The organism is Streptomyces sp. NPDC059989 (assembly GCF_042736975.1).
Taxonomy (GTDB): Bacteria; Actinomycetota; Actinomycetes; order Streptomycetales; family Streptomycetaceae; genus Streptomyces.
In genome coordinates this window covers 69826-92500 of record NZ_JBHWUO010000013.1, presented here as the reverse complement: position 1 = coordinate 92500, position 22675 = coordinate 69826, and the positions used below count along the sequence as shown (strand labels likewise).

Genomic DNA, 22675 nt, shown 5'->3' with positions numbered 1-22675 from the left:
GTGTCCCCATGCCGAGCGTCCTGATAGTCGAAGACGACCCCAGCATCCGCCAGTCACTGATCGAGGTCCTGGCGGAGCACGGGTATGCCGTGCGCAGCGCGGCCGACGGGTTCGGCGCCCTGCGCGAGGTCACCCAGAACCCCGTCGACGCCGTGGTCCTCGACCTGGGGCTGCCCGATCTGGACGGAGGCGACGCCCTGCGCATGATCCGGGGCATCTCCTCCGTACCCGTACTGGTGGCCACCGCCCGCGACGACGAGACGGAGATCATCAAGCTCCTCAACGCGGGCGCCGACGACTACCTGGTCAAGCCCTTCTCCGGCGGGCAGCTCATCGCGCGCCTCTCCGCCGTTCTGCGGCGCACCAGCCACGTCCCGCCGGCCGGCGCCCCCGCGGGTGCACCGGTGGCGGCCTCCGAGCCGCTGCGCCCCACCACCGTGGGCGAGCTGGCGGTGGACCCGGGCGCGCGCACCGCGTACCTGGCCGGCCGGGAGCTGCGTCTGACCCGCCGGGAGTTCGACCTCCTGGCGTTCCTCGCCCACCACTCCGGCCAGGTCGTCTCCAAGCGCCGGCTGCTGACCGAGGTCTGGCGCGAGCCGTACGTGGACGACCAGACCGTCGACGTGCACCTGTCGTCCCTGCGTCGCAAGCTCGGCGAACGCGCGGCGGCCCCGCGCTACCTGCTGACCGTCCGCGGGGTCGGCATCAAGCTGGTGGCACCGCGTTGAGACGCTCACTGGCCGGCGTGGCGCTCGCCGTGACCTCCATGGTCGCCCTTTCCTTCCTCATACCGCTGGCCGCACTGGTGATGTCGCTCGTCAAGGAGCAGGGCGTCACCGCGGCCGAGCAGCGTGCCGCCGCCCTGGCCCCCGTCCTCACCCTGACCACGGATCCGCCCGCCCTGCGGGAGTCCGCCGCGAGCCTGGACGCGGCCGAGCACCTGGTCGTCCACCTGCCGGACGCCGGGCCCCTCGGCAGCACCAGAGCCCCCGCGGCGCTGCTCGAACGGGCACAACGGGGACGCGAGTCCATCTCCCAGGAGATACCCGACGGCTGGATATGCCTCCAGCCGGTGGTGCTCCCCGGCGACCGGGTCGCCGTCATCGAGAACTTCGTCCCCGAGGCTGAACTGACCCGCGGGGTCAAGGAGTCGTGGGCGGTCATGCTCTTCCTCGCCGTGGGACTCGTCGGCGGTTCCGTACTGGTCGCCGACCGCCTCGGCTCGAAGGTCGTCCGGTCCTCGCAGAGGCTCGCGCGGGCGTCGCGCGCCCTCGGCCAGGGCGACCTGGACACCCGCGTGGACCCCATGGGCCCCAAGGAACTGCGCGACGCGGGCGTCGCCTTCAACGCGATGGCCCACCGGATGACGGAGCTGCTCGCCGTCGAACGCGAACTCGTCGCCGACCTGTCCCACCGGCTGCGCACCCCGCTGACGGCCCTGCACCTGGCATCGGAGCGGATGGCCGGCACGCCGGAGTCGGCCAGGGTCGAGGCGGCGGTGGGTGAACTGGAGACCGAACTCCAGGCCATCATCGCCGCGGCGCGCACCCCGCTCGCCGTGGGCCCCATGGGCCAGGGCATGCTCGGGACGGAACCGCCCGCGGGCCACCAGGCCGGGGGCGCGGGGGCGTCCGGCCCCCGCTGCGAGGCAGCCGACGTCGTCCGCCGCCGCACCGCCTTCTGGACGGTCCTGGCGGAGCAGCAGAACCGGTCCTGCTGCCTCGACCTCACCCAGGAACCCACGGCCGTCGGCCTCTCCGACGACGACGTCGCGGCCGTGGTGGACGCGCTCATCGGCAACGTCTTCCGGCACACCGCGGCCGGCACACCGCTCGCCGTCCGCGTCGTACGCACGGCCCAGGCCGTGGAACTGGTGGTGGAGGACGGCGGACCGGGCATCCCCGACCCGGACCGGGCCCTCTCCCGCGGGAGCAGCACCGGTTCCACGGGGCTGGGTCTCGACATCGCGCAACGGGCCGCCAACGCCACGGGCGGCGCGATGCGCATCGCACGCGGCCCGCTGGGAGGCGCGCACATCACCGTGACGTTCGCACTGGCCCCGCCGGCCCCGTCCGGCCGCAGATCCCGCATCTCCCGCCGCCGGACGGCCCGGCCGCGCGGACGGTAGGGCCTGCCGCGCGGACGGTAGGACCGGTGGCGGACGCGTCGGTCAGTCGACGAGCACACCCGGGTTGAGGATGCCCCGCGGGTCGAGCGCCCCCTTCGCGGCGCGCAGGGCGAGGGCGAAGGGGTCGGGGCGCTGCCGGTCGTAGTCCGGGCGGTGGTCCCGGCCGACGGCGTGGTGGTGGGTGATGGTGGCCCGGTGGCGGTGCAGGACCTCGCTCGCGACGGCCTTCAGGTCGTCCCAGACGGCGACCTCGTCACCGGGGCGGCCGGCGGCGAGGACGGTGAAGTACGGCGCCGCACCGTCCGGGTAGACGTGGGTGAGGCGGCAGTTGACGGTCGCGGGCTGCCCGGTGGCCTTGAGCGCCGCCGCGCCCACCTCGGTGCGGACCGCCTCGATCAGGGCGGGGATCCGGTCCCAGGTCGCCGCCGTCTCGAAGGTCTCCGCGACGGCGCCCATCCGGGCCAGTCCGTCGCGGAGGTAGGGCATCCGCAGGAAGGCCGAGCGCCAGGCGCCCACGGCGGCGTCGGTGGGGGCGCCGGCCTCGTCCGCGGTGCCCGTGCCGGCCCCGCCGCGCCGGCCGCCGTGGGCGCGGGCCAGGTCGACGGCCTGTTCGAGCCGGTCGGTGACCGGCGCGTCCGCCGACTCGAACCCCAGGACGAGGACGGCGGATCCGTCCCGCGCGGCGCCGGAGAGCGCCGCCTCGCCGGCGTCCAGCAAGCGGCAGTTGGCGGGTGCGAGGTCGGACTGCGCGATGGCCCGCACCGCCCGGAGCGCGTCGTGGAAGTCGGTGAAGGCCAGTGCGGCGGACGCCTTGTGGCCGGGGCGCCGCTGGAGGCGGACCCATGCCTCGGTGATGACGCCGAGGGCTCCCTCGGAGCCGAGGAACAGGCGGTCGGGGGAAGGGCCCGCGCCGGATGCCGGCAGCCGCCACGAGGCGCTGGTGCCGGCCGGGGTGACGACCCGCAGGGACTGTACGAAGTCGTCGATGTGCGTGCGGCCGGTCGCGTAGTGGCCGCCGGCACGGGTGGCGAGCCAGCCCCCTAGCGTGGAGAACTCGAAGCTCTGCGGGAAGTGCCGCAGCGTGAGGCCGTGGGCGCGCAGCTGGTCCTCCAGGCTAGGACCGAGCGTCCCTGCCTGGACGCGGGCGGCCCGGCCGACGGTGTCGACCTCCAGGACGCGGCCCATGGCGGTCAGGTCGAGGGACAGCACGGCCCGGTGGGCGTCGCCCCGGTACTCCACGCCGCCGGTGACGGAGGACCCTCCGCCGTACGGGACGACGGCGACCTGCCGGTCCCCCGCCCAGTCCAGCAGGTCGGCCACCTCGCGGTCGTCCGCCGGGCGGGCGACGAGGTCGGGTATGCGGCCGGGCCGCCCGCGCAGGGCGCGTACGACATCGCGGTACGCCTTCCCCATCGCGTGCGCGGCGCGGTCGTCCGGGTCGGCGGTGACCAGGTGCGCCAGGCTCGGCGGGGGCTGGACGGCGGGGCCGGCGATGCGCAGGTCGCGGACGCGCGGGACGGGGAGCGGTCGGGCGAGGGTGCCGGGGAGCAGGGCGCCCATCGCGGCGCATTCGGCGTCGTCGGGATGGGCGTCCGCCCAGCCCCACCCCCACCAGGAGCGGGTGCGGGACACGGGGTGCGTCGGGGTGCCGGCCATGGGGTGCGCTCCGGAGGTCGCAGGAACTTACCTAGCGGTAAATTACTTACTGATAATATCCGCGCATGGCAACCCCACGCTCGAAAGCCGGCACCAAGGGAGTCCCGCAACACCAACGCCGGCAGCAGATCCTGGCCGCCGCCACGGAGGAGTTCGGCACGGGCGGATACGCGGGTGCGTCGCTCGCCGCGATCGCAGCGCGCGTCGGCGTCACCAAGACGCTCCTGCACCAGTACTTCGGCACCAAGGAGGACCTGTACGTCGCCTGCCTGGTCCCCGTCGGGGACCGGCTCCTCGGTGCCATCCGGGAGGCGATGGGGCAGGACGGGACCACCTCGGACACGCCCCTGCGGGTGCTCGACGGCATCTTCACGGCCCTGGAAGGGCAGCGGGAGGCGTGGTTCGTGCTTTACGACACCTCACTGCCCCCCGGCGGCGACGCCGCCCGGCGCGCCGCGGACTACTGGTCGGCCATCGACCGGCTCGCCGCCGACGGCACCGCCGACCTGCTGCGCGCGACCGGATCCAGCGACCCGCTGGACGCCGACGCGCTGACCTACGTATGGCGGGACCTGGTCGCCACCCTCGTCCGCTGGTGGGTGAAGCACCCGGAACAGTCCCCGGCGGCCATGACGCAGCGGTGCACCCGCCTGTTCGCGGCGGCCGCCGCGCTCACGCCCGGCCCCACCGCCACCTGACCCACCCGGCGCCCGCAGGCGGGCGCCCCCTGCCCGCCCTACCGGCCCTACCGGCCCTGCTCGCCCTTCGCGGCCTTGAGCTTGCGCCACACCGCGCCCAGGGCCTCCAGGTCCTGCGCGTCGAGGAGCTCCGTGAAGACCGGCGCCAAGGCCTCGCGCCGGGTGGCGTCCGCCGCGGCGAACACCGTACGCCCGGCGGGCGTGAGTGCGACCTCCACCGACCGCGCGTCACGCGCCGACGGCGTGCGCTCCACCAGGCCCCGGCTCTGGAGGGCGTCCACGACCCGGGAAACCTGGCTGCGGCTGAGCAGCGTGCTGTTACCGAGCACGGAGGCGGGCACGGGCTCCGGGCTGGACGCCAGCCACAGCATGACCTCGAACCAGGACACGGGCAGGTCGTGGGCCTTCACGAGGGCCTTGTCCACGCGCTCCGTCATCGTCGTACCGGCCCAGACGAGCCCGTAGAACGCGTAGTCGGCCGCCGACATCTCGGCTTCGGTGAGCTTTTTCGGCATGTCTCACAGTCTAGGGGTTGCGTGCGCACGCACATAAATTTAAAGTGTGTGTGCACGCACATAAATCTCGACCCCTGAGAGGTCCCCCATGTCCAGCTCCTCCGCCACCCCCGACACCGCCCTCCGTACCGTCCTGATCACCGGCACCTCCTCCGGCATCGGCCTGGCCGCCGCCATCGCCGCCGCCCGGGCCGGATGGCGCACGGTGGCCACCCTGCGCGACACCGGCCGCGCCGACGCCCTGCGCAAGGCCGCCGCCGAAGCGGGCGTCGAGATCGACATCCGCCGGCTCGACGTGGTCGACGAGGACTCCGTCGCCGCCGCCGTGAACGGCGTGATCGCCGACTACGGCCGCCTCGACGCCGTCGTGAACAACGCCGGCGCCGGGCACCTCGGCACGCTCGAGCTCGAATCCGTCGACGACGTCCGCCAGGTCATGGAGGTCAACTTCTTCGGCGTACTGAACGTCTCCAAGGCCGCACTCCCCCACCTCCGGGCCGCCGGAGGCCGCCTGATCACCGTCACCAGCGTCGGCGGGGTCATCGGCCAGCCCTTCAACGAGGCCTACTGCGCGGCCAAGTTCGCGGTGGAGGGGTACATGGAGAGCCTGGCACCCGTGGCCCGCGCGCTCGGCGTGAGCGTGTCCGTCGTCGAACCGGGCGCGGTGGCCACCGAGTTCGTCAACAACATCGGGCTCGACCTCGAAGCCCGGATCGCCGCGGCCGGCCCGTACGCCGACACCCTGCAGCACTACATCGACCGCACGGTGGCCCAGTTCACGGGCGACGCCGCCCAGACCCCGGCCGGCGCCGCCGAGGCCGTCATGGAGGCCCTGACCGCCGACCGCCCCGCCTTCCGCATCCAGACCTCGCAGTGGGCCCGCGACTTCACCGGGACCAAGCTGGCCGACCAGGACGGTGCGGCCGTCCTCGGCATGACGGGAACCTGGGTCGCCTGACCCATCCGCCCCACAGGGATGACGCCGGGTCCCGCCCCACCGCCGAATGCCGGAGATTTCGGTCCTCGCCGAAATCATGGGGCATCCTGGACCCATGAACGAGTCGCATCCCGAGCCGTCGGCGGACGCGCCGGCCCCCGCCGCCCGCCTGGCGGCCTTCGCCGCGGCCCTGGCCGACGAGACGCGGGCCGCCATCTGCATGACGCTGCTGGAGGGACGCGCCTGGACCGCGGGCGAGCTGGCCCGGATCACCTCAGTGGCGCCCTCCACCGTCAGCGGCCATCTGACCAGGCTGCTCGAAGCCGGCATCTGCGTGACCGAGCGGCAGGGCCGCCACAGTTACGTGCGCATCGCCGACGCCGCGACCGCCCGCCTCGTCGACCAGCTCGCCTCGTACGCGATCCCGGACCGGGACGCGGCGCACGCCGTACCCGTGGTCGCCGCGCCGGACCCGCTGGCCCGCGCCCGAACCTGCTACGACCACTTCGCGGGGAGGTTCGGCATGGCGGTGACCGACGCGATGGGGCGGCGCGGGCTGCTGCGGACGGAGGCCGCCTTCGAGCTGACGGAGGAGGGCCGGGCCTGGTTCGCCGAGGCCGGCATCAGCCTCGTCCACGAGGGGCGCAGGCCGCTGGCGAGCTCCTGCCTGGATTGGACGGAGCGGCGCCGCCACCTGGGCGGCGTCACCGGGGCGCGTCTGCGCGCACACGCGCTGGACGAGAAATGGGTGGTGCGCCCGGCCGGCGGCGGACGGGCCCTGGAGGTGACCGGGGCCGGAGAGCGGGCCTTCGGCGACCTGCTCGGGATCACCCCGGAGGCATGGAACTGAGCCGTGGGCGCCGCCGCCCGATTGCACCGAGATCCGGAATCCATATTTCGGTCGACACCGAAATGTTGCGCCCGTAGGGTGGCGCCATGACGTTCCGCTCTAGTCCGATCCCGCCCGGCGTCCTCACGGTCGGCGCCGTCTCCTTCACGGTGTTCGCCTGGGCCTCCGCCTTCGTCTCCATCCGCAGCGCGGGCGCCGCCTACTCGCCCGGCGCCCTGGCCCTCGGCCGGCTGCTCGCCGCCTCGCTGGTGCTCGCCGTCCTGCTCCTGGTCCGGCGGCAGGGCCTGCCGCCCCGCGAGGCCTGGCGCGGAATCCTGGTGTCCGGCCTGGTGTGGTTCGGCGGCTACACGATCGCGCTGAACTGGGGTGAGCGGCTGGTCGACGCGGGCACCGCCTCACTGCTCGTCAACACCGGGCCCATCCTCATGGCACTTCTCGCGGCCCGCCTGCTCGGCGAGGCGCTGCCGCCGCGGCTGTTGGCGGGCATGGGCGTCTCCTTCGCCGGAGCGGTGATCGTGGGCCTGTCGATGTCTTCCGGGGACGGCGGCTCCACCTCGGTGCTCGGAGTCGTGCTCTGCCTGCTCGCGGCGGTGGCCTATGCGACCGGGGTCATCGCACAGAAGCCCGCGCTCTCCTACGGAACACCCCTGCAGATCACCACCTTCAGCTGCCTGACGGGAACCGTGCTCTGCCTGCCCTTCGCGGGGCAGCTGTTCGCGCAACTGCCCGAGGCGCCCCTCTCCGCGACCCTGAACATGGTCTACCTGGGCGTGGTGCCGACCGCCCTCGCCTTCACCACGTGGACCTACGCCCTGGCCCGTATGCCCGCCGGCAAGCTGGGCGCGACGACCTATGCCGTCCCGGCCATCGTCGTCCTGCTGAGCTGGGCGTTCCTCGGCGAGGTACCCGCCTGGCTGACCCTCCTCGGCGGGGTGCTCTGCCTGGCCGGAGTCGCCGTGTCCCGGTACGCTCCTCGCTCCCCCCGAACTCCCCACCGCGACAGTCGACTTCGCGCGGGCCGGCCCTGACCCGATCGGCCCCACGCCGGGTCGTCCCGGCCCTCCCTCCCACGAAAGGAACTCCCCCATGAAGATCCTCACGGTCGGCGCCGGCGCCGTCGGCGGCTTTTTCGGCGCCCGGCTCGCCGCGGCGGGCCAGGACGTCTCCTTCCTGGTCCGGCCGGCCCGCGCGAAAGCCCTCGAGGCCCGCGGACTGCGCGTCGAGGGCCAAGGGGAGAAGCTGCACCTCACGCCGAGACTGGTGACGGCCGACGCCCCCGGCGGACCGTACGATCTGGTCCTGCTCTCCGTGAAGGCCACCGCCCTGCAGGCGGCCCTGGCGGACATCGAGCCCGCCGTCGGCCCGGACACCGCGGTCGTTCCCCTGCTCAACGGCTTCGCCCACCTCGACGCGCTCGTCGGACGCCTGGGGTCAGGAGCCGTCCTCGGCGGGGTCGCCAAGGTGGTCACCACCCTGAACGGGGAGGGCGACATCCTCCGCATGGCTCCGCCGGCGGTCATCCTCACCGGCGAGATCGACGCCCGCCCCTCGGCCCGGGTGGACACGATCCGCGCCGTCCTGGCCGACGCGGGCATCGACTCGCCGGCGACCGAGGACATCGTCGCGGCCATGTGGCACAAGTGGGTCTTCATCTCCACCCTGGTCGCCCTGACCTGCCTGATGCGCGGCACGGTCGGAGAGGTGAACGCCGTCCCGGGCGGGGCGGCCCTGGGGCCGTCGCTGCTCGCCGAGGCCGCAGCGGTGGCCGCGGCCGCCGGTCACCCGGTACCGGAGGCCGAACTCGCCTTCACCAGGGCGACCGTCACGACCCCGGGCTCCCCCCTCACCCCGTCCCTCTACCGCGACCTCGTCGCCGGAGCGCCCACGGAGGCCGACCACGTACTGACCGACCTCACCGTCCGCGCCCGCACGTGGGGGGTGGCCACCCCGCTGCTGGACCTCGCCGCCCTCCACCTGCGCGTCCACGAGCACCGCCTCGCCGCTGGACGCCCCTGAGGCACCGCTGCCGGACCCTCTTGGCACCCCGGCCCGGGTGGGCGGGGCGGGCTGGGGTAGGAGTACGGGTGGAGGTCGTGCCGTGTCCGACTCAGACTGGCTCCTGGAGCCCGGGGAGCGGGGCAATGCCGCCACCCGGCTGGACGCGCGCCGGCCGGGCGGGGCGACCTGGTCCGAGGGCAATGACGCCCGGCCGCTGGTCCACGGGGCCACGTACTTCGCCGAGCTCCTGGCGAGGATCCGCGGGATGCGCGCGGGCGATCTGCTCCTGTTCACCGACTGGCGCGGCGACCCCGACGAGCGGCTCGACGGGCCCGGTACGGAGATCGGCGCCGTACTGGGCCGGGCAGCCGAGCACGGTGTCATCGTCAAGGGCCTGCTGTGGCGCTCCCACCTGGACGGACTCCGGTTCAGCGAGGAGGAGAACCGTTCCCTCGGCGAGCAGATCGAAGCGGCGGGCGGCGAGTGCCTGCTCGATCTGAGGGTGCGGCCCGGCGGCTCGCACCACCAGAAGGCGGTGGTGCTGCGCCATCCCGGCCGCCCGGAGCTCGATGTCGCGTACGTCGGCGGGATCGACCTGTGCCACAACCGCAACGACGACGCCGCCCACCGCGGCGACCGCCAGTCGCTGCCCATGGCGGCGGCCTACGGTCCGCACCCCCCGTGGCACGACGTCCAGCTCGCCCTGCGCGGGCCGGTGGTCGGCGACGTCGAAGCCGTCTTCCGCGAGCGCTGGGAGGATCCGGCGCCGCTCAGCCGCAGCCCGCTGATGCGCCTGCGCGAGCTGGTGACCCGGGAGGACACCGTCGCGGACGAACTGCCCCCGCAGGAGCCCGATCCCCCGCCGTGCGGCACGCACACCGTTCAGGTCCTGCGTACGTATCCGAACCGTCTGCTGCGCGGCTACCCCTTCGCCCCCGACGGCGAGCGCAGCATCGCGCGGGCGTACCTCAAGGCCCTGCGGCGGGCCCGGACGCTGATCTACCTGGAGGACCAGTACCTGTGGTCCCCGCGCGTGGTGGACTGTTTCGCCCGGGCGCTGGGCGCGAACCCCCGGCTGCGGCTGATCGCCGTCATTCCCTCCGTTCCGGAGCAGGACGGCCGGCTCACCCTGCCCATGAACCTGATCGGGCGGATCACCGCCCTGGGCGAGCTGCGCCGCGCCGGTGGGGACCGGGTCGCGGTGTACGGCCTGGAGAACCACGCCGGCACCCCCGTGTACGTGCACGCCAAGGTGTGCGTGATCGACGACGTATGGGCTTCCATCGGGTCGGACAACGTCAACCTGCGCTCGTGGACGCACGATTCCGAGCTGAGCTGCGCCGTGCTCGACCGGAGCGGGGATGCCCGGCGGCCGCACGATCCGGGCGGGCTCGGGGACGGGGCCCGGACCTTCGCCCGGGAGCTGCGCCTGGAGCTGATGCGCGAGCACCTCGATGCGCAGGACGGGGCGGAGGCGGGACCGGGGGCGGGGCCGTGGACGGCGGACGCGCTGTGCGATCCGGAGGCCGCGTTCGACGGCTTCCGGGAGGCCGCCGCGGCACTGGACGCCTGGCATGCGGGCGGCCGCCGCGGGGCCCGGCCGCCGGGCCGGCTGCGCCGCTACGCCCCGCCGGACCTGCCCGCCGTCCGGCGCATGCTGGCGACCCCTCTGCACCACGCCCTGGTCGACCCGGACGGCCGCCCGATGAGGATGCGGCGACGGAACGGGTTCTGACGCGGACGGGCGGGCCCGCCGCGGCGGGGCAGCACGCAGGAGCGGCTCGCTCTACGGGACCGGCGCTCCTGGCGCGAGGAACCAGAGACCGGCGATGGTTCCGTCCTCGTGGAAGGTCACGCGGAACTCCCCGGGGTGCTTCTCCATCCGCAGCGGCACGTTGACCATGGTGAACTCACCGACCGCGACGTCCTTGGGATCCCCGTGTGACTGGTAGCGGCCGAACTGGTCCTGGTAGGTCTTCCAGGCCTCCGCGAGGGCGTCCGGGGGCAGCGCCTTGCGCATCGTCGCGTCGAAGTGGGCCGTGGCCGCCGCGTAGTTGCCGTTCACGATGTCGTCGAGCGTCTGAGTGGCGATCCGGTCGTACCGGGTCTGGGCCGGGGATGCCGCGACGGCAGGGCCCGCCACCGTCGTCGGGGCGTGCGCCTGGACCGCGGCCGAGGCGAAACCGTTGGCCGGGACCAGAACACAGGCGGTCAGGGTGACCGTGGCCACCGCCCTGCCCCATCGCCGCTCGCTGCTGAGTGCTGTGCTTCTGTCGGGCATCAGGACCACGGCTTTCTCCGGGTTGGCTGGTCCGATACGTCCATCGTGCTCCGCTCGCCCTCCCCCCGCACGCCGGGGGAGCAGGACTTCTCCGCCCGGGGCCAGGGGCAGAAACCATGTCTGTCACACGATCGGATGTCGTTGCGGCCCCATCCGGTGGGACACGCCCCGACTCCCCCTCCCCCGGGACCGGATGCGTGCAAGGTGGGTCCAGCTTTCGGCGCCCCGGCATCCTCCGCCCGGCGCGCCCTTCGAGCAACGGAAGGGCCTGTATCCGATGGTGATGGCGAGGGCTCTGCTGCCCGCCCTGCTCTCCTTGGCACTGACGGGCGTTCCCGCCGTGCTCCCGAACACCGCGGCAGCCGTGCCCTACGACGGGCAGACGCGCCGCGAGACCGCCCTGTTCAGCGTGAAGTCCACCAACAACGCGGCGGCCCAGGCCTTCACGGTGACCGGCACCCGGCTCTCCCGGGTCAGTGTCTACCTGGGCAGCGGCGCCGCGACCGGCACCGTGACCGCCCAGGTCCGCCGGGTCCGCACCGACGCCGGGTCGGCGGTCGCCTCGACGACCCTGAACCTCGCCGCCCTGGGCGGGGCCGGCGCGGGCTGGGTCGAATTCCCGGTCAGCGCCTCCGTCACCGCGGGCGCCACGTACTACCTGTTCGTCCAGGCGACCACGGCGGAGAGCAAGCCGATCGCCTGGTACGGCACCCGGCAGTCCGTACCCGGCTCACTGACCAGCTGGAACTACGACAGGGCCTACTGGGGCGGCTGGCACGCCGATGCCTCCCGGCTGGCCTTCCACGTCAATCCCACCGGGAGCGAGCGCTGCGGGGAGACGGAGCCCTGCTACGTGCCCACGTCGGCGCTCGCGGCCCGTACGTCGGGGCTGCTGACCAACCGGGTGGCCACCGAGGCGGTGCTGCCCTCCTTCGCGGTCGGTGCCTCGTACGTGGACGGCAGCAACGTGCTGCGCCTGCCGTCCGGCCGGTGGCGGTACCTGCGCGACGGCGCCTCCGCGTCCACCGTGGTCGCGGCGGACGACCCGGGCGCCCTCGCGCAGGTCGCCGAGAGCCGCGCGTGGCTGGCCGCGGGCCGGGTGCCCGGGACCACCGCCGCGCAGCGGGCGGCGGCGCAGCGGGCCCTGCTGTCGATGCGGGCGCTGCTGAAGCCCAACGGCGCCTTCGCCGCGGCGTGGTCGCCGCCGTGGGAGTACTCCTGGCCCCGGGACGGCGCGTTCGCCTCGGCCGCGTTCGCCGCCACCGGGCACGACGAGGAGGCGTACCGGATCCTGGGCTACGACGCGCGCACCCAGCGGGCCGACGGGACCTGGGAGGCCCGTACCAAGCTGGACGGCAGCGGGCCGCCCGATGCGCGGAAGTGGCAGCTGGACGGCAACGGCTGGGTGCCCTGGGCCACTTGGCAGTGGTACCAGGCGGCTCCGACGGGCGGGCGGGACGAACGGCTGCGCGCGCTCTACCCGATGGTGCGGAAGGCGTCCGACTACGCCGCGCGGTCCCTGGGGGCGAACGGGCTGCCGCCCGCGTCCCCGGACTACTGGGAGTTGGACACCGCGACCACCAACATCGGTACCGCCGCTCCGCTGCTGGCCGGGCTCAACGCCTCGGCCGACCTGGCCGCCCGGCTGGGCATGGCCGAGGACGCGGAGCGCTGGGGGGACGCGGCCCGGCGGCTGTCCGCCGGCATCGCCGCCGCCTTCGCCCCGTTGGGCTACCAGCGGACGATCGACGGCAGGCACGGCCGGGACAGTGCGGTGGCGTTCATGGCGCCCCCGTTCAACGCGGCCCCGACCGGCCTCGGCGGGGCGCTGGACTCCACCTACCGGGCGCTGCTGCTGCCCAACGGCGGCGTCTCGCCCGGCAACGATCCCGCTTTCAGCTGGGGGTCGTACGCCTGGACGGCCAGTACCTCCTTCTTCGCCCTCGCCTGGTCGGGTACGGGCGAGCAGGCGAGGGCGGGCAGGGTGCTGGACTGGGTCCTGTCGAAGCGGAACGGGCTGGGGGAGCTTCCCGAGACCGTGAACGGGGCCGGGCTGCCGTCCTCGGTCGCGCCCCTGGGCTGGACGGACTCGCTGGTCGTGCTCACCGCGCTGGCCCTGCAGGGCTCCCCGCAGCCCACCCCGCCGATGCGGGCGGGCGCGGCGCCGGCCGGCGCGAACTGAGCCGGACGCGCCGCGGCACCGCCCGGGCTCAGAGGCGGTGGATGCGGTCGATCCCGTACCACTTCGAGACGCAGCCGGCGACCCAGTCGCGGGCGTAGTCGGAGGTGAAGAAGGGCTCGGCCAGGCTTCCGATGTACAAGGGCCGGTAGCCCAGGTCCTCGGCGCCGCGGGCGGCCTCGGCGCGGATGCGGGAGTTCTGGGCGTCCCAGGCCACGGCGTGGGTGACCGTGGCGGTGGTGAGCCGCTGGAGGCTCGGGACGAGGGCGGCCAGCGCGAGCAGGGTCAGGGCGCCGGCCGCCACGACGGCCGTACCGGTGTTCCGGCGGCTGCTCGCGAAGCGGCCGGCGGCCCACTGGCCGAGCAGCGCTCCGTAGCCGCAGAGCGCCAGTTCCATCAGTACGAGGTAGCTGGTCCACGTACGGGCGTACGTCCAGCCGCTCGGGCCGTATCCGCTGCGCAGGCCCACGACCACCGCGAAGGACCCCAGCGCCACCACGGGTACGGGGAGCAGCAGCAGGGTGAGCGCCATCTTCCGGGGGACCGCCGGGACGGCCGGTCGCGGTTCCCGTCCGGCCGGCGCGGCGAGGCAGAGGCCCAGCAGGACGCCGACGGCGGCGGCGCCGAGGTAGGCCCACTGGCCGGCGACCGAGTCCCACATGCGCAGCCAGTCCCCGGCGGTGCCCCTGAGCTCGCCCGCCGAGAGCGGGGACTCCTTGGCCGGCTGCTGCGCCCGGCGCCATCGGGCGCCGGGGGAGGTGTAGAGCACGATCAGGCCGCACACGAGGCCGGCGCAGTAGCACAGGCACCAGGTGAAGGGGTGCCGGTCGCGCGCCAGTCCGAGGCGGGGCAGGGCCAGCAGCCCGGCGGCGGCCGCGAGCAGTCCGCTGACGAGGGCGAACGGCTCGCTGAGCGTGCCGAGTACGCAACCGGCGAGGAAGGCCGAGGCGAGGCCGGCCCGGCGGACGGCGGTGCGGGGACTTCGGGCGGTCCGGATGCCGAGCAGGAGCGTCCACAGTCCGATGACGCTCGGAATGGTGTGGGAGATCGTGGCGGGAGCCCACAGCAGTACCTGATAGCTGCGCGGGCCGCCGTAGTAGAGCAGCGCCTGCACGACCAGGGAGCAGGCGGCCAGGGCCAACAGGACCGGCAGGCGCGGTCCGGCGCCGCGGAACCGGATGAACTCGCGGCCCAGCAGGACCAGGCCGGCCGTGAAGGCGACGACGATGACCGTGGGCAGGATCTTGGGTCCCGCCAGTCCGTCGCCGTAGATGACCCCGCTCAGGAAGGCGTTGGCGATCCGGCCGTTCTGGGTGTTGTAGAAGTCGGAGGTGATGCCGGCGACTCCCAGGTCTCGGGCCTTCCAGGCGACGCACCAGTCGTCGGAGGTGGGGCGTACGTAGAGGCCGAGGAAGCAGCCGACGGCGACCAGGCCGCCGGCGGCCACGACGAGGGTTCCGCCCACTGCGGACAGAAGCGTGCGGAGCGTTCCGGGGGGACGGGTCCGGCCGCCCTCGTTGCCGCCGCCCTTGTGGCCGCCGCCCTCGCGCTCGGCTTCCGTCGCAGCAGTTCCCATGGACCCATCTGACGATATGTCCGGCGATTGTGCATGCCCAGTCGGGCGCCGGCCGCCGGGACACGAGCGCGCCGGCAGGCGTGGTGGCGCCTCGTCACCCGGGCGGTGGCCGTGCCGTGGCGGGGGCCGCGCCGCTCTTCCAGGATGGGGACTCGACGGAAGGAGTGGCGTTGCGCGCTGTCCTGCTCGTCCGCTGGGCGGTCGTCGCGGCGTCCCTGGCGGGCCTGGCCCTTCCCGTATGGGCCGCCAAGCCCGCTGCGCGACCCGCGGCGGGGCCCTCCGCCGGCCGGTCCGCCGGGGACGAGCGGCCGGTGTTCCTCGTGCGGCCCCTCGGGCACCAGAGCCGCGGCGATGCCGAGGGCAGCTATGCAGCCGTGTCGCTGCTCGCCTCCCCCACCGCCGGCCTGCTCTCCAACACGAGCTCCGCCGAGGGCATCTCGCGGGCCACCGCCAGCGGTGCGCGGTATGTCGAACGGAGCAACGTACTGGAGCTGCCGTCCGGCCGGTGGAAGTACCTCCCGGACGGCCGGACGGCGTCGGTCGTGGTGAGCCGCGGCGATCCGAAGGCCTGGCTGCAGATCGCACGGAGCCGCGCCTGGCTGGCGTCGGGCACGGTCCCCGGCAGATCACCCGGGCAGCGCGCGGCGGCCGAGCGGGCCCTCCTGTCGATGCGCGCGCTGCTGCAGCCGAACGGCGCCATGGCGGCCGGGTGGACTCCGGGCTGGCAGTACAACTGGCCGCGCGACTCCGGCTTCGCCGCGGCCGCGTTCGCGCACACCGGCCACGACGCCGAGGCCTACCGGATCCTGCGGCACAGCGCCGCGACCCAGCGCGAGGACGGTACGTGGGAGGCGCGGACGAAGCTCGACGGGTCCGGTCCGCCGGACGGCAGGCGGTGGCAGCTGGACGCCAACGGCTGGGTTCCCTGGGCCGCCTGGCAGTGGTACCGGGCGGCGCCCCGGGCCGGCCGCCCCGCCCGGCTGGCGGCGCTCTACCCGATGGTCCGCAAGGCGGCCGACCGCGCGGCGGCCTCGCTGGGGGCGGACGGGCTGCCCCCGGCCTCCCCCGACTACTGGGAGCTGGCGACGGCCACGGCGAACATCGGCACGGCCGCTCCCCTGCTCGCCGGGCTCAACGCCGCCGCGGACCTCGCCGCCGGGACGGGCCGGCCGGACGACGCGGCGCGCTGGGCCGGCGCCGCCGGGCGGCTCGCCGCAGGGATCGCCGCGAGGTTCGCGCCCCTGGGCTACCAGCGCACCGCCGACGGGCTGCACGGGCACGACAGCGCGGTGGCGTTCATGGCGCCGCCCTTCAACGCGGCCCCGGCCGATCTGCCCCGAGCACTCGACGCCACGTACGAGGCCCTGCTGCTGCCCAACGGGGGCCTGACCCCCGGGAACGATCCGACGGCTCCCTGGGGCAAGGCCGCCTGGACGCCCAGTACCGCGTTCTTCGCGCTCGCGTGGGCCGGTACGGGGAGGACGGCCAAGGCCGGGCAGGTGCTGGACTGGGTCCTCGCCCGGCGGAACGCGCTCGGTGAACTGCCGGAGAAGGTGAACGCGGCGGGCAGCCCCTCGTCGATCGCACCACTGGCCTGGACGGGCGCCATCACCGTCCTCGCGCTCGTGGCGCTCGACGGACCGGGCCTTCCCACACCGCCCTTGCGGAGCTAGTGCTGTGGCCGGGAAGGTTTGCCGGGTCGCGGCGTCCGGTGCGGTGCATCGCAAGGCGGAGGACCGCGGCTCGTACTGGACGTACTTGCGTGGTCCGACAACGCGGCGAGGTGCCGTGCCTGGGGGTACCTCCCAGCGGTAGCTGGGGGAGCGCCGCGACCCGGTGAACCTTTCCGGTCACAGCACTAGAAGGGTGCTGTACCGCGCCGGGTCAGACGGGCTCCGTCCCGTCGCCGGGAGGCGGGGCGGTGCGGACGCTCTCCAGCGCGGCGAGGAGGCGCTCGTACGCGAGCCGCTCCGCCACCACCGCGCGCCTGAACGGCGGGTGGTGCGGATCGCGCCGGGCCAGGGCCTGTCCCGCGGCTGCGGCACGGAGTGCTCGGGCCCGGTCCAGGGCGGTCTTCGCCTCGACGCATCCGGGGTCGAGGAGCCGGTGGTCGAGGACCTCGCCGAGGGCGAGGTCGGCGAGCGTGCCGAGCCGGTCGAGCTCGTCGGCGCAGGTCGCGGGGGCCGCCTCGTCGCAGGGCGCGTCGAGGGCGCGGGAGAAGGATCCCAGGGTCGCCTTGAGTTCCGGGTAGCCCCAGGCGGGTGCGGTGTCGTTCCGGCAGGCCGTCGCGAAGGCCGCGAGGGTGGCGACGGAGGCCATGGACGCCGCCGCGCGTATGGTGCCCGCTCGCACGCGCCGGTGGGAGATGCGGAAGGGGGTCACGGGGAGCCCGATCGTCCGTTGGTCAGGACCCGGCCGCCGTCGGCCTGCGACGGGGTCGGGCCGCCATCCTCGCCCGCCCCGGCCGGCGCGGCCACCCGGGGAGGGTCCGGCGGGTGCACGCACCCGGACGGTGGCTACGGCAGCGGCGCGACCTTCGAGGGCGGGACCGCCCGGTGCCACGGGACGGGGGGCGGGCTGCCGCCGGGCTCGGATCCGGCCGGGGGTGCCGCCGTGACCACGTGCAGCTCGGCGTCCAGGCCGAGGGCCGCCGCGAGGGACGGAGCGCCGGCCGACTCGGCCACGGCCGTCGGGGCGCCCGTGTACAGCATCTGGGACTCCTGCCAGGACGGCGGGCCGTCGGTGCCCGCCGTGCCGATCGTGCCCGTGCCGGCGCGGCCCGCGAGCAGGCCGCCCGCGACGCCGACGGCGCCGTAGCCGGCCTGGCCGCCCACCTCGGTGACCGGGGACAGCGCGGGCGCGTCGCCGCCCGCGGTGGCCAGGGCCGTCAGCACGGTGCCCGTGCCGGGCCGGCGGAAGTACAGGCGGACGCCGTAGCCGTCGGGGCTCGCCGACAGCACGCCCGTGGTCTGCGGCAGCCAGGTCTGCGCCGGGGCGCGGAGCGGGCCGCCCGGGGTCTCCTCGACCCAGGCCAGCACGGACCCGGTCGTCGCCGCGTACACGTGGCGCCGCCCCGCCGCGTCGGTCACGGTGACCGGATCGCCCTGGAGGCCAGTGCCACCGAGGGCCTGCCATGCTCCGAACGCGCCGTCCGGGGTCTCCTGCGCGCGGGCGCGCAGGGTGCGCCGGGAGTCCCGTACGTACACGGTCATCCGGCCGGTCCGGTCCACGGCCACGGCCGGTCCGCCGATCGCCGAGGTGACGGAGCGGTCGCCGGTGTCCGGGCTGCCCAGCGACTGCCAGGGGCCGAACGGGCCGTCGGCCGCGGCCTGGACGGCGTACACGAGGTCCCGGCGGTACTCCTGCGGCGTCGCCCCCAGGGTGGTGCGGGTGGCGAACACCGCGATCCTGCCGTCGGGGAGCCGGGCCGCCGTCGCACCCGTGTCGAAGCCGGTGCCGGGGAGGAAGCGGGGGCCCTGCCAGGGGGCGCCGGGGCCGCTGCGCGACCAGTACGCCATCCGGCCGTCCAGCACGGCGAAGGCCCAGAGCCGGCCGGAGACGCCCTCGGCCATCCAGGAGGTGCTGTCGCCCCGGCTGTAGCGGATGGTCTGGCTCCAGCCGGCGCCGGCGGGCCGGGTCGCGGTCTTGCGGTCGCCGCATCCGGCGGGGCTGCCGCACCAGTCCTGGTGGTCCGTCCAGGCGTAGGTCTTGAGGTAGCCGAGCTTCTCCTCGGCGGTCCGCGGGTCGAGCGTCGGGGGCAGCGAGCTGTTGGGGTAGCTCGTGTAGTTCTGGACCGAGAAGTGCGGCCGGTCCGGGGACTTCGCGTAGCGCGCCACGGCGGCCTGGACGAAGCGGGCGCCGTACATGTGGTCCTGGTGGTCCAGGAAGGCGCCGCTCCCCTCCGACCGGCCGGGCGTCGGGTCCTGCGTGCGTATGGTGGTCGGCCCGTACCTGCGGAACACGCCGGCTATGGCGTCTATCGCCTGGTCCTTCGTGTACGAGAACGCGTGCTTGACCGGCGTCCCGGAGGTCAGCTGGGCGCCGAGGGCGGGTATCCGGCCGTCCCACAGGCCGCGCAGGCTGTCGGGGTTGTCGTCGGAGATGCTGCGGGCCTCGCGCAGCTCCATCCACACCAGGTTGACCTCGGGCCTGGCGACGAGGACGTCCACCTCCGCGCTCCCGCCGCCGTCGGTGGGTACGGCCGTCCGCTTCCAGGCGCTGGTGCGGACGCCGGTGGCCATCTCCGCGTAGGCGGCCCGGATGCCGTTCTGCCGGGCCTCCGCGTAGGCGGCGCGGTCGGCGGGACGGGCGGCGTCCTCCAGGTGCGGGCTGTGGGCCTCGTTCCGGCCGTCGGACTCGCCGGAGGTCAGGTAGACCGTGGTGACCTTGACGCCCGTCGATATGGCGCGGCTCACGTCGGGGTTCATGAAGAACAGGTCGTCGTCGGGGTGCGCGACGACCTGGAGGACGGAGCCCTCGGTCACGCTCGCCGGGACGGCCGCGGGGGGAGCGGCCGGCAGCGGCGCGTCCGCGTCCGCGTAGGCCCAGGCCGTCACGCCGACGACGCCGGCGGAGAGCACGGCGAGGGAGGCCGCGAGGCGGGTGCGCCTGGCCAGGGACATCTGGAACGCCTTGGGGATCGGTCCGGTGCGGAAATCCGCTTGGGGGGTGAGTCGGTGCCCCGATGGCTCCACCGCTTCCGGAGACGACCGGCGGCCGATTATGCCTCACGCGCATCCGGCTGACACACCATCAAGGCTGATACCGAAGCAAACACACACAAAGCCGACATCGCGCCAACTTGGTTACGTGTGGGGCCTTTTGAAAGCTCGGCCCAGCGACTCGACGCTCAACGACAGGGCCGTCGAGCGACCGCGAGGGGTGACACCCGACACCCTCGGCGCGCCGCATCCAAAATCAGCCCACATACACACAAAACGACCCTTGTCACAGACCTGTGACAGTCGGCGGACATCCTCGCGAAGTCCCCCGGACAGGCTTTTAACAAGAGACAAAAAGGGCATTCAGCCCCTCTGCTTCCGAGGGTGAAAGCAGAGATGACCGAGCCGATCCGGCGGAGGAAATCCCATGAGCCTCACCCTCACCATGCCGCAGCCCCAGGCCACGCTGGCCCCCCGCGAGCAGGAAGCACTGCGCCACATCGCCGCAGGTCGCACCTACCTCCAGACCGCCCGCACCATGGGCCTCTCCAAGCACACCGTCGACGCCTACCTCCGCCGCATCCGGGCCAAGCTGAACGTCCACACCACCGCCGAGCTGACCCGTCTGGCCATCTCCCTGGGCCTGTGACACCCGGCCACCCGCGGACCACGCCCTGTCACCCCTGAAGGGTCGGCGCAGGCATTCGGGTGGCGACGCGCCGTGTCGGGCCGCCGGCACCGGCCGGGTTCGCCATCCTGGGCCGGGCGCGGCATCGCGATTGCCGCTGCCGCCCCTCCCCCACGGCGAGAAGGAGCACGGCATGCCGACGGACGCGGTCGGACGTTTCCTCGCGGCTTTGGACCCGCACCACCGGGAGGCGTTCACGAGCCGACCCCACGAGGAACAGGAACGACTCGCGGCCGCCTGGGAGCGGGAGCTGGAGTCGGACGACGAGCTCGACACCCTCGATGAACTGTCTCCCCCCGCGGCGGAGGCCGAGGCGGCCCGCCGCGTGATGGACCGCGAGCCCTGACCCGGCACTCCCTGCCCACCGGCAGGTAGTGCCACACGCCGTCACAGCCGCAGCACGATCAGAGCGGTGTCGTCGGTGATCCCGGCCGGGGGGATGAGGTCGGCCAGCAGGGCGTCCGCGAGGGTGTCGGGGTCGGCGGTGTGGTGGCGGGCCAGTGAGCGGGCGAGTCGGTCGAGGCCCGTGTCGATGTCCTCTCCGCGGCGTTCGACCAGGCCGTCGGTGTAGAGGACGAGGACGGACCCTTCGACGAAGGCGGTCCGGGCCTCGGGGCGGGAGGCGTGTTCGGGGCGGGCGCCCAGCGGGGGGTCGGTGGCCTGGTCGAGGAAGGTGACGGTGCCGTCGGGCCGGCACAGCGCGGGCGGGGGGTGGCCGGCGCTGCTGTAGGCGAGGGTGCGGCTGTCCCAGTCGAGGAAGACCGACACGGCGGTGGTGGACTCGGCCCCGTCGGTGGAGCGGGCGTACAGGCCGACGACTTCGAGGGCCCGGGCGGGGCCGGCGGCGACGCGGGACGCCGCGGACAGCGCGCTGCGCAGCTGGCCCATCACGCCCGCCGCGCGCAGTCCGTGGCCGACGACGTCGCCGACCGCGACGGCCGTGCGGTGACCGTCGGGCAGGTCCACGAGGTCGTACCAGTCGCCGCACACGTTCAGGGCCCCCACGGCCGGCCGGTAGCGCACGGCGGCCTGGTGGTGGGCCAGCGGTCGGGGCTCGGGCAGCATCGCCTGCTGGAGGTGGAGGGCCACTTCTCGTTCCCGGGCGTGGGCCTGGCGCAGGCGTTCGTTGACCTCCTGCAGCTCCCGGGCGCGGGTGTAGAGCTCGGCTTCCAGGACCGCGCTGCGGTCCCCGCCGGCGCGATCACCGCGGGCACGGATGAGCTCGGTGACCTCCTCCACCCGGTGCAGCAGCAGCGCCACGGTGCCGTCCGCGGCCAGGACGGGGACGTTGACCGGGCTCCAGTACCGCTCCTCCCACACTCCGGGCCGGTCGGGGTACTCCACGTCGTAGCGCTGCAGCGCCATGCTGTCGGGCTCGCCGGTGGCCGCGACCCGCTGCAGGGACGCGTACAGGTTGCGCATGCCGGTCGCACCCGGGTCGTTGGGGTTGTCGGGGAAGACGTCGAACAGGTAGCGGCCGATCACCTGGTCGGGGGTGCGCCCGGCCATCGCGAAGAACGCCTCGTTGGCGTCGGTGTACACGAGATCGGGGGTGAGCAGGGCGACCGCGCCCGGCAGGGCCTTGAAGACCGCCCGGTAGTCGATGACGGGTCCGTTCATGAGTCCACCTGCCCGTGCGCGCCCCCACCGTTCCGATCACGGGGTTCCCACGATGCCACGGCCGCCGGGGGCGAGCCGCTCACAGCCCGCCGGCCGTGGGCGGACCGGGGCATCCGACCGGCCGGCCCGGGGTAGGCGCAGGGTGCGGGGTGCGGTCCTGGCCATGATGGCCGCGACGGGGGCCGCACCTCGCACCGGGCGGCGCTGGGCCCGACGGCCTTGCCTCCGGACCGGCTCAGGCCTCCAGCCAGGTGCGCAGCAGGGCCTCCCGCACGTGCCGTTTCGGCGTGCCCTCCGGGCCGTGCTCACGGCCCCACGCCTCCATGGTCCGCGGGTCCGCGGTTCCCGCCACGAAGCGGGCGAGCAGGTCCTGGGACAGCGCCGCCTCCTCGGCGCCGTAGCCTCCGGACGCCGCCGCGTACACCGTCACCTCCTGCGGCCCGTCCGCCGTCTCCAGCCGCAGCGTCATCTCGGGCGGCCCCTCGCCGAGGAAGGCGCCGAGCGCGGCCGAGACCACCGACCCGAGGAGTTTCGACGCGCGGCCCGACGGGCTCTCGGCGGGCACGTCATCGACGACCGCGGAGCGCAGCCCCTCCCACGTCCACGTCCGGGAGCCGTCGGGGTCCACCGCTTCCAGCCCGCCGGCCGTCAGCCGGACGCAGCTCCCGATCGCGGTCGGCGGCGACCCCACGTACACCGCGTCCGGAGTGATCCAGAACAGTCCGACCATTGCCACGACATCACTCCCACGTTCGTCTCTCCGGGGCGGGCCGTACCCGGCATCAGCAACACCTTTGCCCCGTTTGTGAGAACTATTACCTTCTCACCCGAATGGCGCTGTTCCAGGGTCATCATGAATGACCGGAACTGTCATCTACGCGCCCCTGC

The 22675-nt window shown here is 74.3% G+C and carries 20 protein-coding genes; 12 read left to right on the top strand and 8 right to left on the bottom strand.

Annotation, left to right across the window (positions count from 1 at the left end; genetic code table 11):
• Nucleotides 1–8: 8 nt before the first annotated feature.
• Entirely contained in the window at nucleotides 9–728 is a 720-nt protein-coding gene (locus tag ACFWBN_RS14170; RefSeq protein WP_385175864.1) for a response regulator transcription factor, read from the top strand.
• Complete coding sequence (locus ACFWBN_RS14165; protein WP_385175861.1) at nucleotides 725–2128, top strand: ATP-binding protein; 1404 nt, start codon at nucleotides 725–727, stop codon at nucleotides 2126–2128. The genes ACFWBN_RS14170 and ACFWBN_RS14165 overlap by 4 nt, the downstream gene beginning before the upstream one ends.
• 42 nt (nucleotides 2129–2170) lie before the next feature.
• On the opposite strand, the gene ACFWBN_RS14160 is transcribed toward ACFWBN_RS14165, so the two are convergent.
• The gene (locus ACFWBN_RS14160) at nucleotides 2171–3784 is read right to left on the bottom strand and encodes an FAD-binding oxidoreductase (RefSeq protein WP_385175858.1); all 1614 of its coding nucleotides are present in this window, start codon (nucleotides 3782–3784) and stop codon (nucleotides 2171–2173) included.
• Between the two features lie 65 nt (nucleotides 3785–3849).
• Between ACFWBN_RS14160 and ACFWBN_RS14155 the strand changes: the two genes are divergently transcribed.
• Nucleotides 3850–4482, top strand: a complete 633-nt coding sequence (locus tag ACFWBN_RS14155; protein WP_385175855.1) for a TetR/AcrR family transcriptional regulator — start codon at nucleotides 3850–3852, stop codon at nucleotides 4480–4482.
• Nucleotides 4483–4529: 47 nt separating this feature from the next.
• On the opposite strand, the gene ACFWBN_RS14150 is transcribed toward ACFWBN_RS14155, so the two are convergent.
• Nucleotides 4530–4997 carry a MarR family winged helix-turn-helix transcriptional regulator gene (locus ACFWBN_RS14150; RefSeq protein ID WP_385175852.1) on the bottom strand — a complete coding sequence of 156 codons (468 nt, stop codon included), beginning with the start codon at nucleotides 4995–4997 and terminating at the stop codon, nucleotides 4530–4532.
• Nucleotides 4998–5085: 88 nt separating this feature from the next.
• Between ACFWBN_RS14150 and ACFWBN_RS14145 the strand changes: the two genes are divergently transcribed.
• The 5 genes from ACFWBN_RS14145 (at nucleotide 5086) to ACFWBN_RS14125 (ending at nucleotide 10517) form a co-directional block, all read left to right on the top strand.
• The gene (locus ACFWBN_RS14145) at nucleotides 5086–5955 is read left to right on the top strand and encodes an SDR family oxidoreductase (protein ID WP_385175849.1); all 870 of its coding nucleotides are present in this window, start codon (nucleotides 5086–5088) and stop codon (nucleotides 5953–5955) included.
• A 94-nt stretch (nucleotides 5956–6049) separates the two neighbouring features.
• The gene (locus ACFWBN_RS14140) at nucleotides 6050–6784 is read left to right on the top strand and encodes an ArsR/SmtB family transcription factor (RefSeq protein ID WP_385175846.1); all 735 of its coding nucleotides are present in this window, start codon (nucleotides 6050–6052) and stop codon (nucleotides 6782–6784) included.
• An 86-nt stretch (nucleotides 6785–6870) separates the two neighbouring features.
• Complete coding sequence (locus ACFWBN_RS14135) at nucleotides 6871–7812, top strand: DMT family transporter (protein WP_385175843.1); 942 nt, start codon at nucleotides 6871–6873, stop codon at nucleotides 7810–7812.
• 58 nt (nucleotides 7813–7870) lie between these two features.
• Nucleotides 7871–8800 (top strand): 2-dehydropantoate 2-reductase, encoded by a 930-nt coding sequence (locus ACFWBN_RS14130; protein WP_385175840.1) that lies wholly within the window; start codon nucleotides 7871–7873, stop codon nucleotides 8798–8800.
• An 82-nt stretch (nucleotides 8801–8882) separates the two neighbouring features.
• On the top strand, nucleotides 8883–10517 hold the full coding sequence (locus ACFWBN_RS14125) for a phospholipase D family protein (RefSeq protein WP_385175837.1): 1635 nt from the start codon (nucleotides 8883–8885) through the stop codon (nucleotides 10515–10517).
• Nucleotides 10518–10568: 51 nt separating this feature from the next.
• Here the strand turns inward: ACFWBN_RS14125 and ACFWBN_RS14120 are convergent, their stop codons facing one another.
• Complete coding sequence (locus ACFWBN_RS14120; protein WP_385175834.1) at nucleotides 10569–11012, bottom strand: DUF3887 domain-containing protein; 444 nt, start codon at nucleotides 11010–11012, stop codon at nucleotides 10569–10571.
• Nucleotides 11013–11346: 334 nt separating this feature from the next.
• Between ACFWBN_RS14120 and ACFWBN_RS14115 the strand changes: the two genes are divergently transcribed.
• Nucleotides 11347–13245, top strand: coding sequence for a hypothetical protein (locus ACFWBN_RS14115; protein ID WP_385175831.1), 1899 nt, complete (start codon nucleotides 11347–11349; stop codon nucleotides 13243–13245).
• A 28-nt stretch (nucleotides 13246–13273) separates the two neighbouring features.
• Here ACFWBN_RS14115 and ACFWBN_RS14110 read toward each other — a convergent pair whose 3' ends face one another.
• Complete coding sequence (locus ACFWBN_RS14110) at nucleotides 13274–14818, bottom strand: DUF6056 family protein (RefSeq protein WP_385175829.1); 1545 nt, start codon at nucleotides 14816–14818, stop codon at nucleotides 13274–13276.
• A gap of 170 nt (nucleotides 14819–14988) precedes the next feature.
• Here ACFWBN_RS14110 and ACFWBN_RS14105 point away from each other — a divergent pair, with 170 nt between their 5' ends.
• Nucleotides 14989–16491 carry a hypothetical protein gene (locus tag ACFWBN_RS14105; RefSeq protein ID WP_385175826.1) on the top strand — a complete coding sequence of 501 codons (1503 nt, stop codon included), beginning with the start codon at nucleotides 14989–14991 and terminating at the stop codon, nucleotides 16489–16491.
• 211 nt (nucleotides 16492–16702) lie between these two features.
• On the opposite strand, the gene ACFWBN_RS14100 is transcribed toward ACFWBN_RS14105, so the two are convergent.
• Nucleotides 16703–17200, bottom strand: a complete 498-nt coding sequence (locus ACFWBN_RS14100; RefSeq protein ID WP_385175823.1) for a hypothetical protein — start codon at nucleotides 17198–17200, stop codon at nucleotides 16703–16705.
• Nucleotides 17201–17334: 134 nt separating this feature from the next.
• Nucleotides 17335–19440: a PIG-L family deacetylase gene (locus ACFWBN_RS14095; RefSeq protein ID WP_385175820.1), complete on the bottom strand. Its 2106-nt coding sequence runs from the start codon at nucleotides 19438–19440 to the stop codon at nucleotides 17335–17337.
• 466 nt (nucleotides 19441–19906) lie between these two features.
• Between ACFWBN_RS14095 and ACFWBN_RS14090 the strand changes: the two genes are divergently transcribed.
• A complete protein-coding gene (locus ACFWBN_RS14090) occupies nucleotides 19907–20128 on the top strand; it encodes a response regulator transcription factor (protein WP_385175817.1) in 222 nt (73 codons plus the stop codon).
• 172 nt (nucleotides 20129–20300) lie between these two features.
• Entirely contained in the window at nucleotides 20301–20513 is a 213-nt protein-coding gene (locus ACFWBN_RS14085) for a hypothetical protein (RefSeq protein WP_385175813.1), read from the top strand.
• Between the two features lie 41 nt (nucleotides 20514–20554).
• On the opposite strand, the gene ACFWBN_RS14080 is transcribed toward ACFWBN_RS14085, so the two are convergent.
• Nucleotides 20555–21787 (bottom strand): PP2C family protein-serine/threonine phosphatase, encoded by a 1233-nt coding sequence (locus ACFWBN_RS14080; protein WP_385175810.1) that lies wholly within the window; start codon nucleotides 21785–21787, stop codon nucleotides 20555–20557.
• Between the two features lie 235 nt (nucleotides 21788–22022).
• A complete protein-coding gene (locus ACFWBN_RS14075; RefSeq protein ID WP_385175806.1) occupies nucleotides 22023–22523 on the bottom strand; it encodes a hypothetical protein in 501 nt (166 codons plus the stop codon).
• Between the last annotated feature and the right edge of the window lie 152 nt (nucleotides 22524–22675).

Bases quoted from the DNA above. Each gene is read 5' to 3' on its own strand.
- ACFWBN_RS14155 (WP_385175855.1), top strand. From the start codon at position 3,850: ATGGCAACCCCACGCTCGAAAGCCGGCACCAAGGGAGTCCCGCAACAC.
- ACFWBN_RS14170 (WP_385175864.1), top strand. From the start codon at position 9: ATGCCGAGCGTCCTGATAGTCGAAGACGACCCCAGCATCCGCCAGTCA.
- ACFWBN_RS14140 (WP_385175846.1), top strand. From the start codon at position 6,050: ATGAACGAGTCGCATCCCGAGCCGTCGGCGGACGCGCCGGCCCCCGCC.
- ACFWBN_RS14110 (WP_385175829.1), bottom strand. From the start codon at position 14,818: ATGGGAACTGCTGCGACGGAAGCCGAGCGCGAGGGCGGCGGCCACAAG.
- ACFWBN_RS14090 (WP_385175817.1), top strand. From the start codon at position 19,907: ATGAGCCTCACCCTCACCATGCCGCAGCCCCAGGCCACGCTGGCCCCC.
- ACFWBN_RS14080 (WP_385175810.1), bottom strand. From the start codon at position 21,787: ATGAACGGACCCGTCATCGACTACCGGGCGGTCTTCAAGGCCCTGCCG.
- ACFWBN_RS14145 (WP_385175849.1), top strand. From the start codon at position 5,086: ATGTCCAGCTCCTCCGCCACCCCCGACACCGCCCTCCGTACCGTCCTG.
- ACFWBN_RS14130 (WP_385175840.1), top strand. From the start codon at position 7,871: ATGAAGATCCTCACGGTCGGCGCCGGCGCCGTCGGCGGCTTTTTCGGC.
- ACFWBN_RS14095 (WP_385175820.1), bottom strand. From the start codon at position 19,440: ATGTCCCTGGCCAGGCGCACCCGCCTCGCGGCCTCCCTCGCCGTGCTC.
- ACFWBN_RS14135 (WP_385175843.1), top strand. From the start codon at position 6,871: ATGACGTTCCGCTCTAGTCCGATCCCGCCCGGCGTCCTCACGGTCGGC.
- ACFWBN_RS14085 (WP_385175813.1), top strand. From the start codon at position 20,301: ATGCCGACGGACGCGGTCGGACGTTTCCTCGCGGCTTTGGACCCGCAC.
- ACFWBN_RS14160 (WP_385175858.1), bottom strand. From the start codon at position 3,784: ATGGCCGGCACCCCGACGCACCCCGTGTCCCGCACCCGCTCCTGGTGG.
- ACFWBN_RS14115 (WP_385175831.1), top strand. From the start codon at position 11,347: ATGGCGAGGGCTCTGCTGCCCGCCCTGCTCTCCTTGGCACTGACGGGC.
- ACFWBN_RS14150 (WP_385175852.1), bottom strand. From the start codon at position 4,997: ATGCCGAAAAAGCTCACCGAAGCCGAGATGTCGGCGGCCGACTACGCG.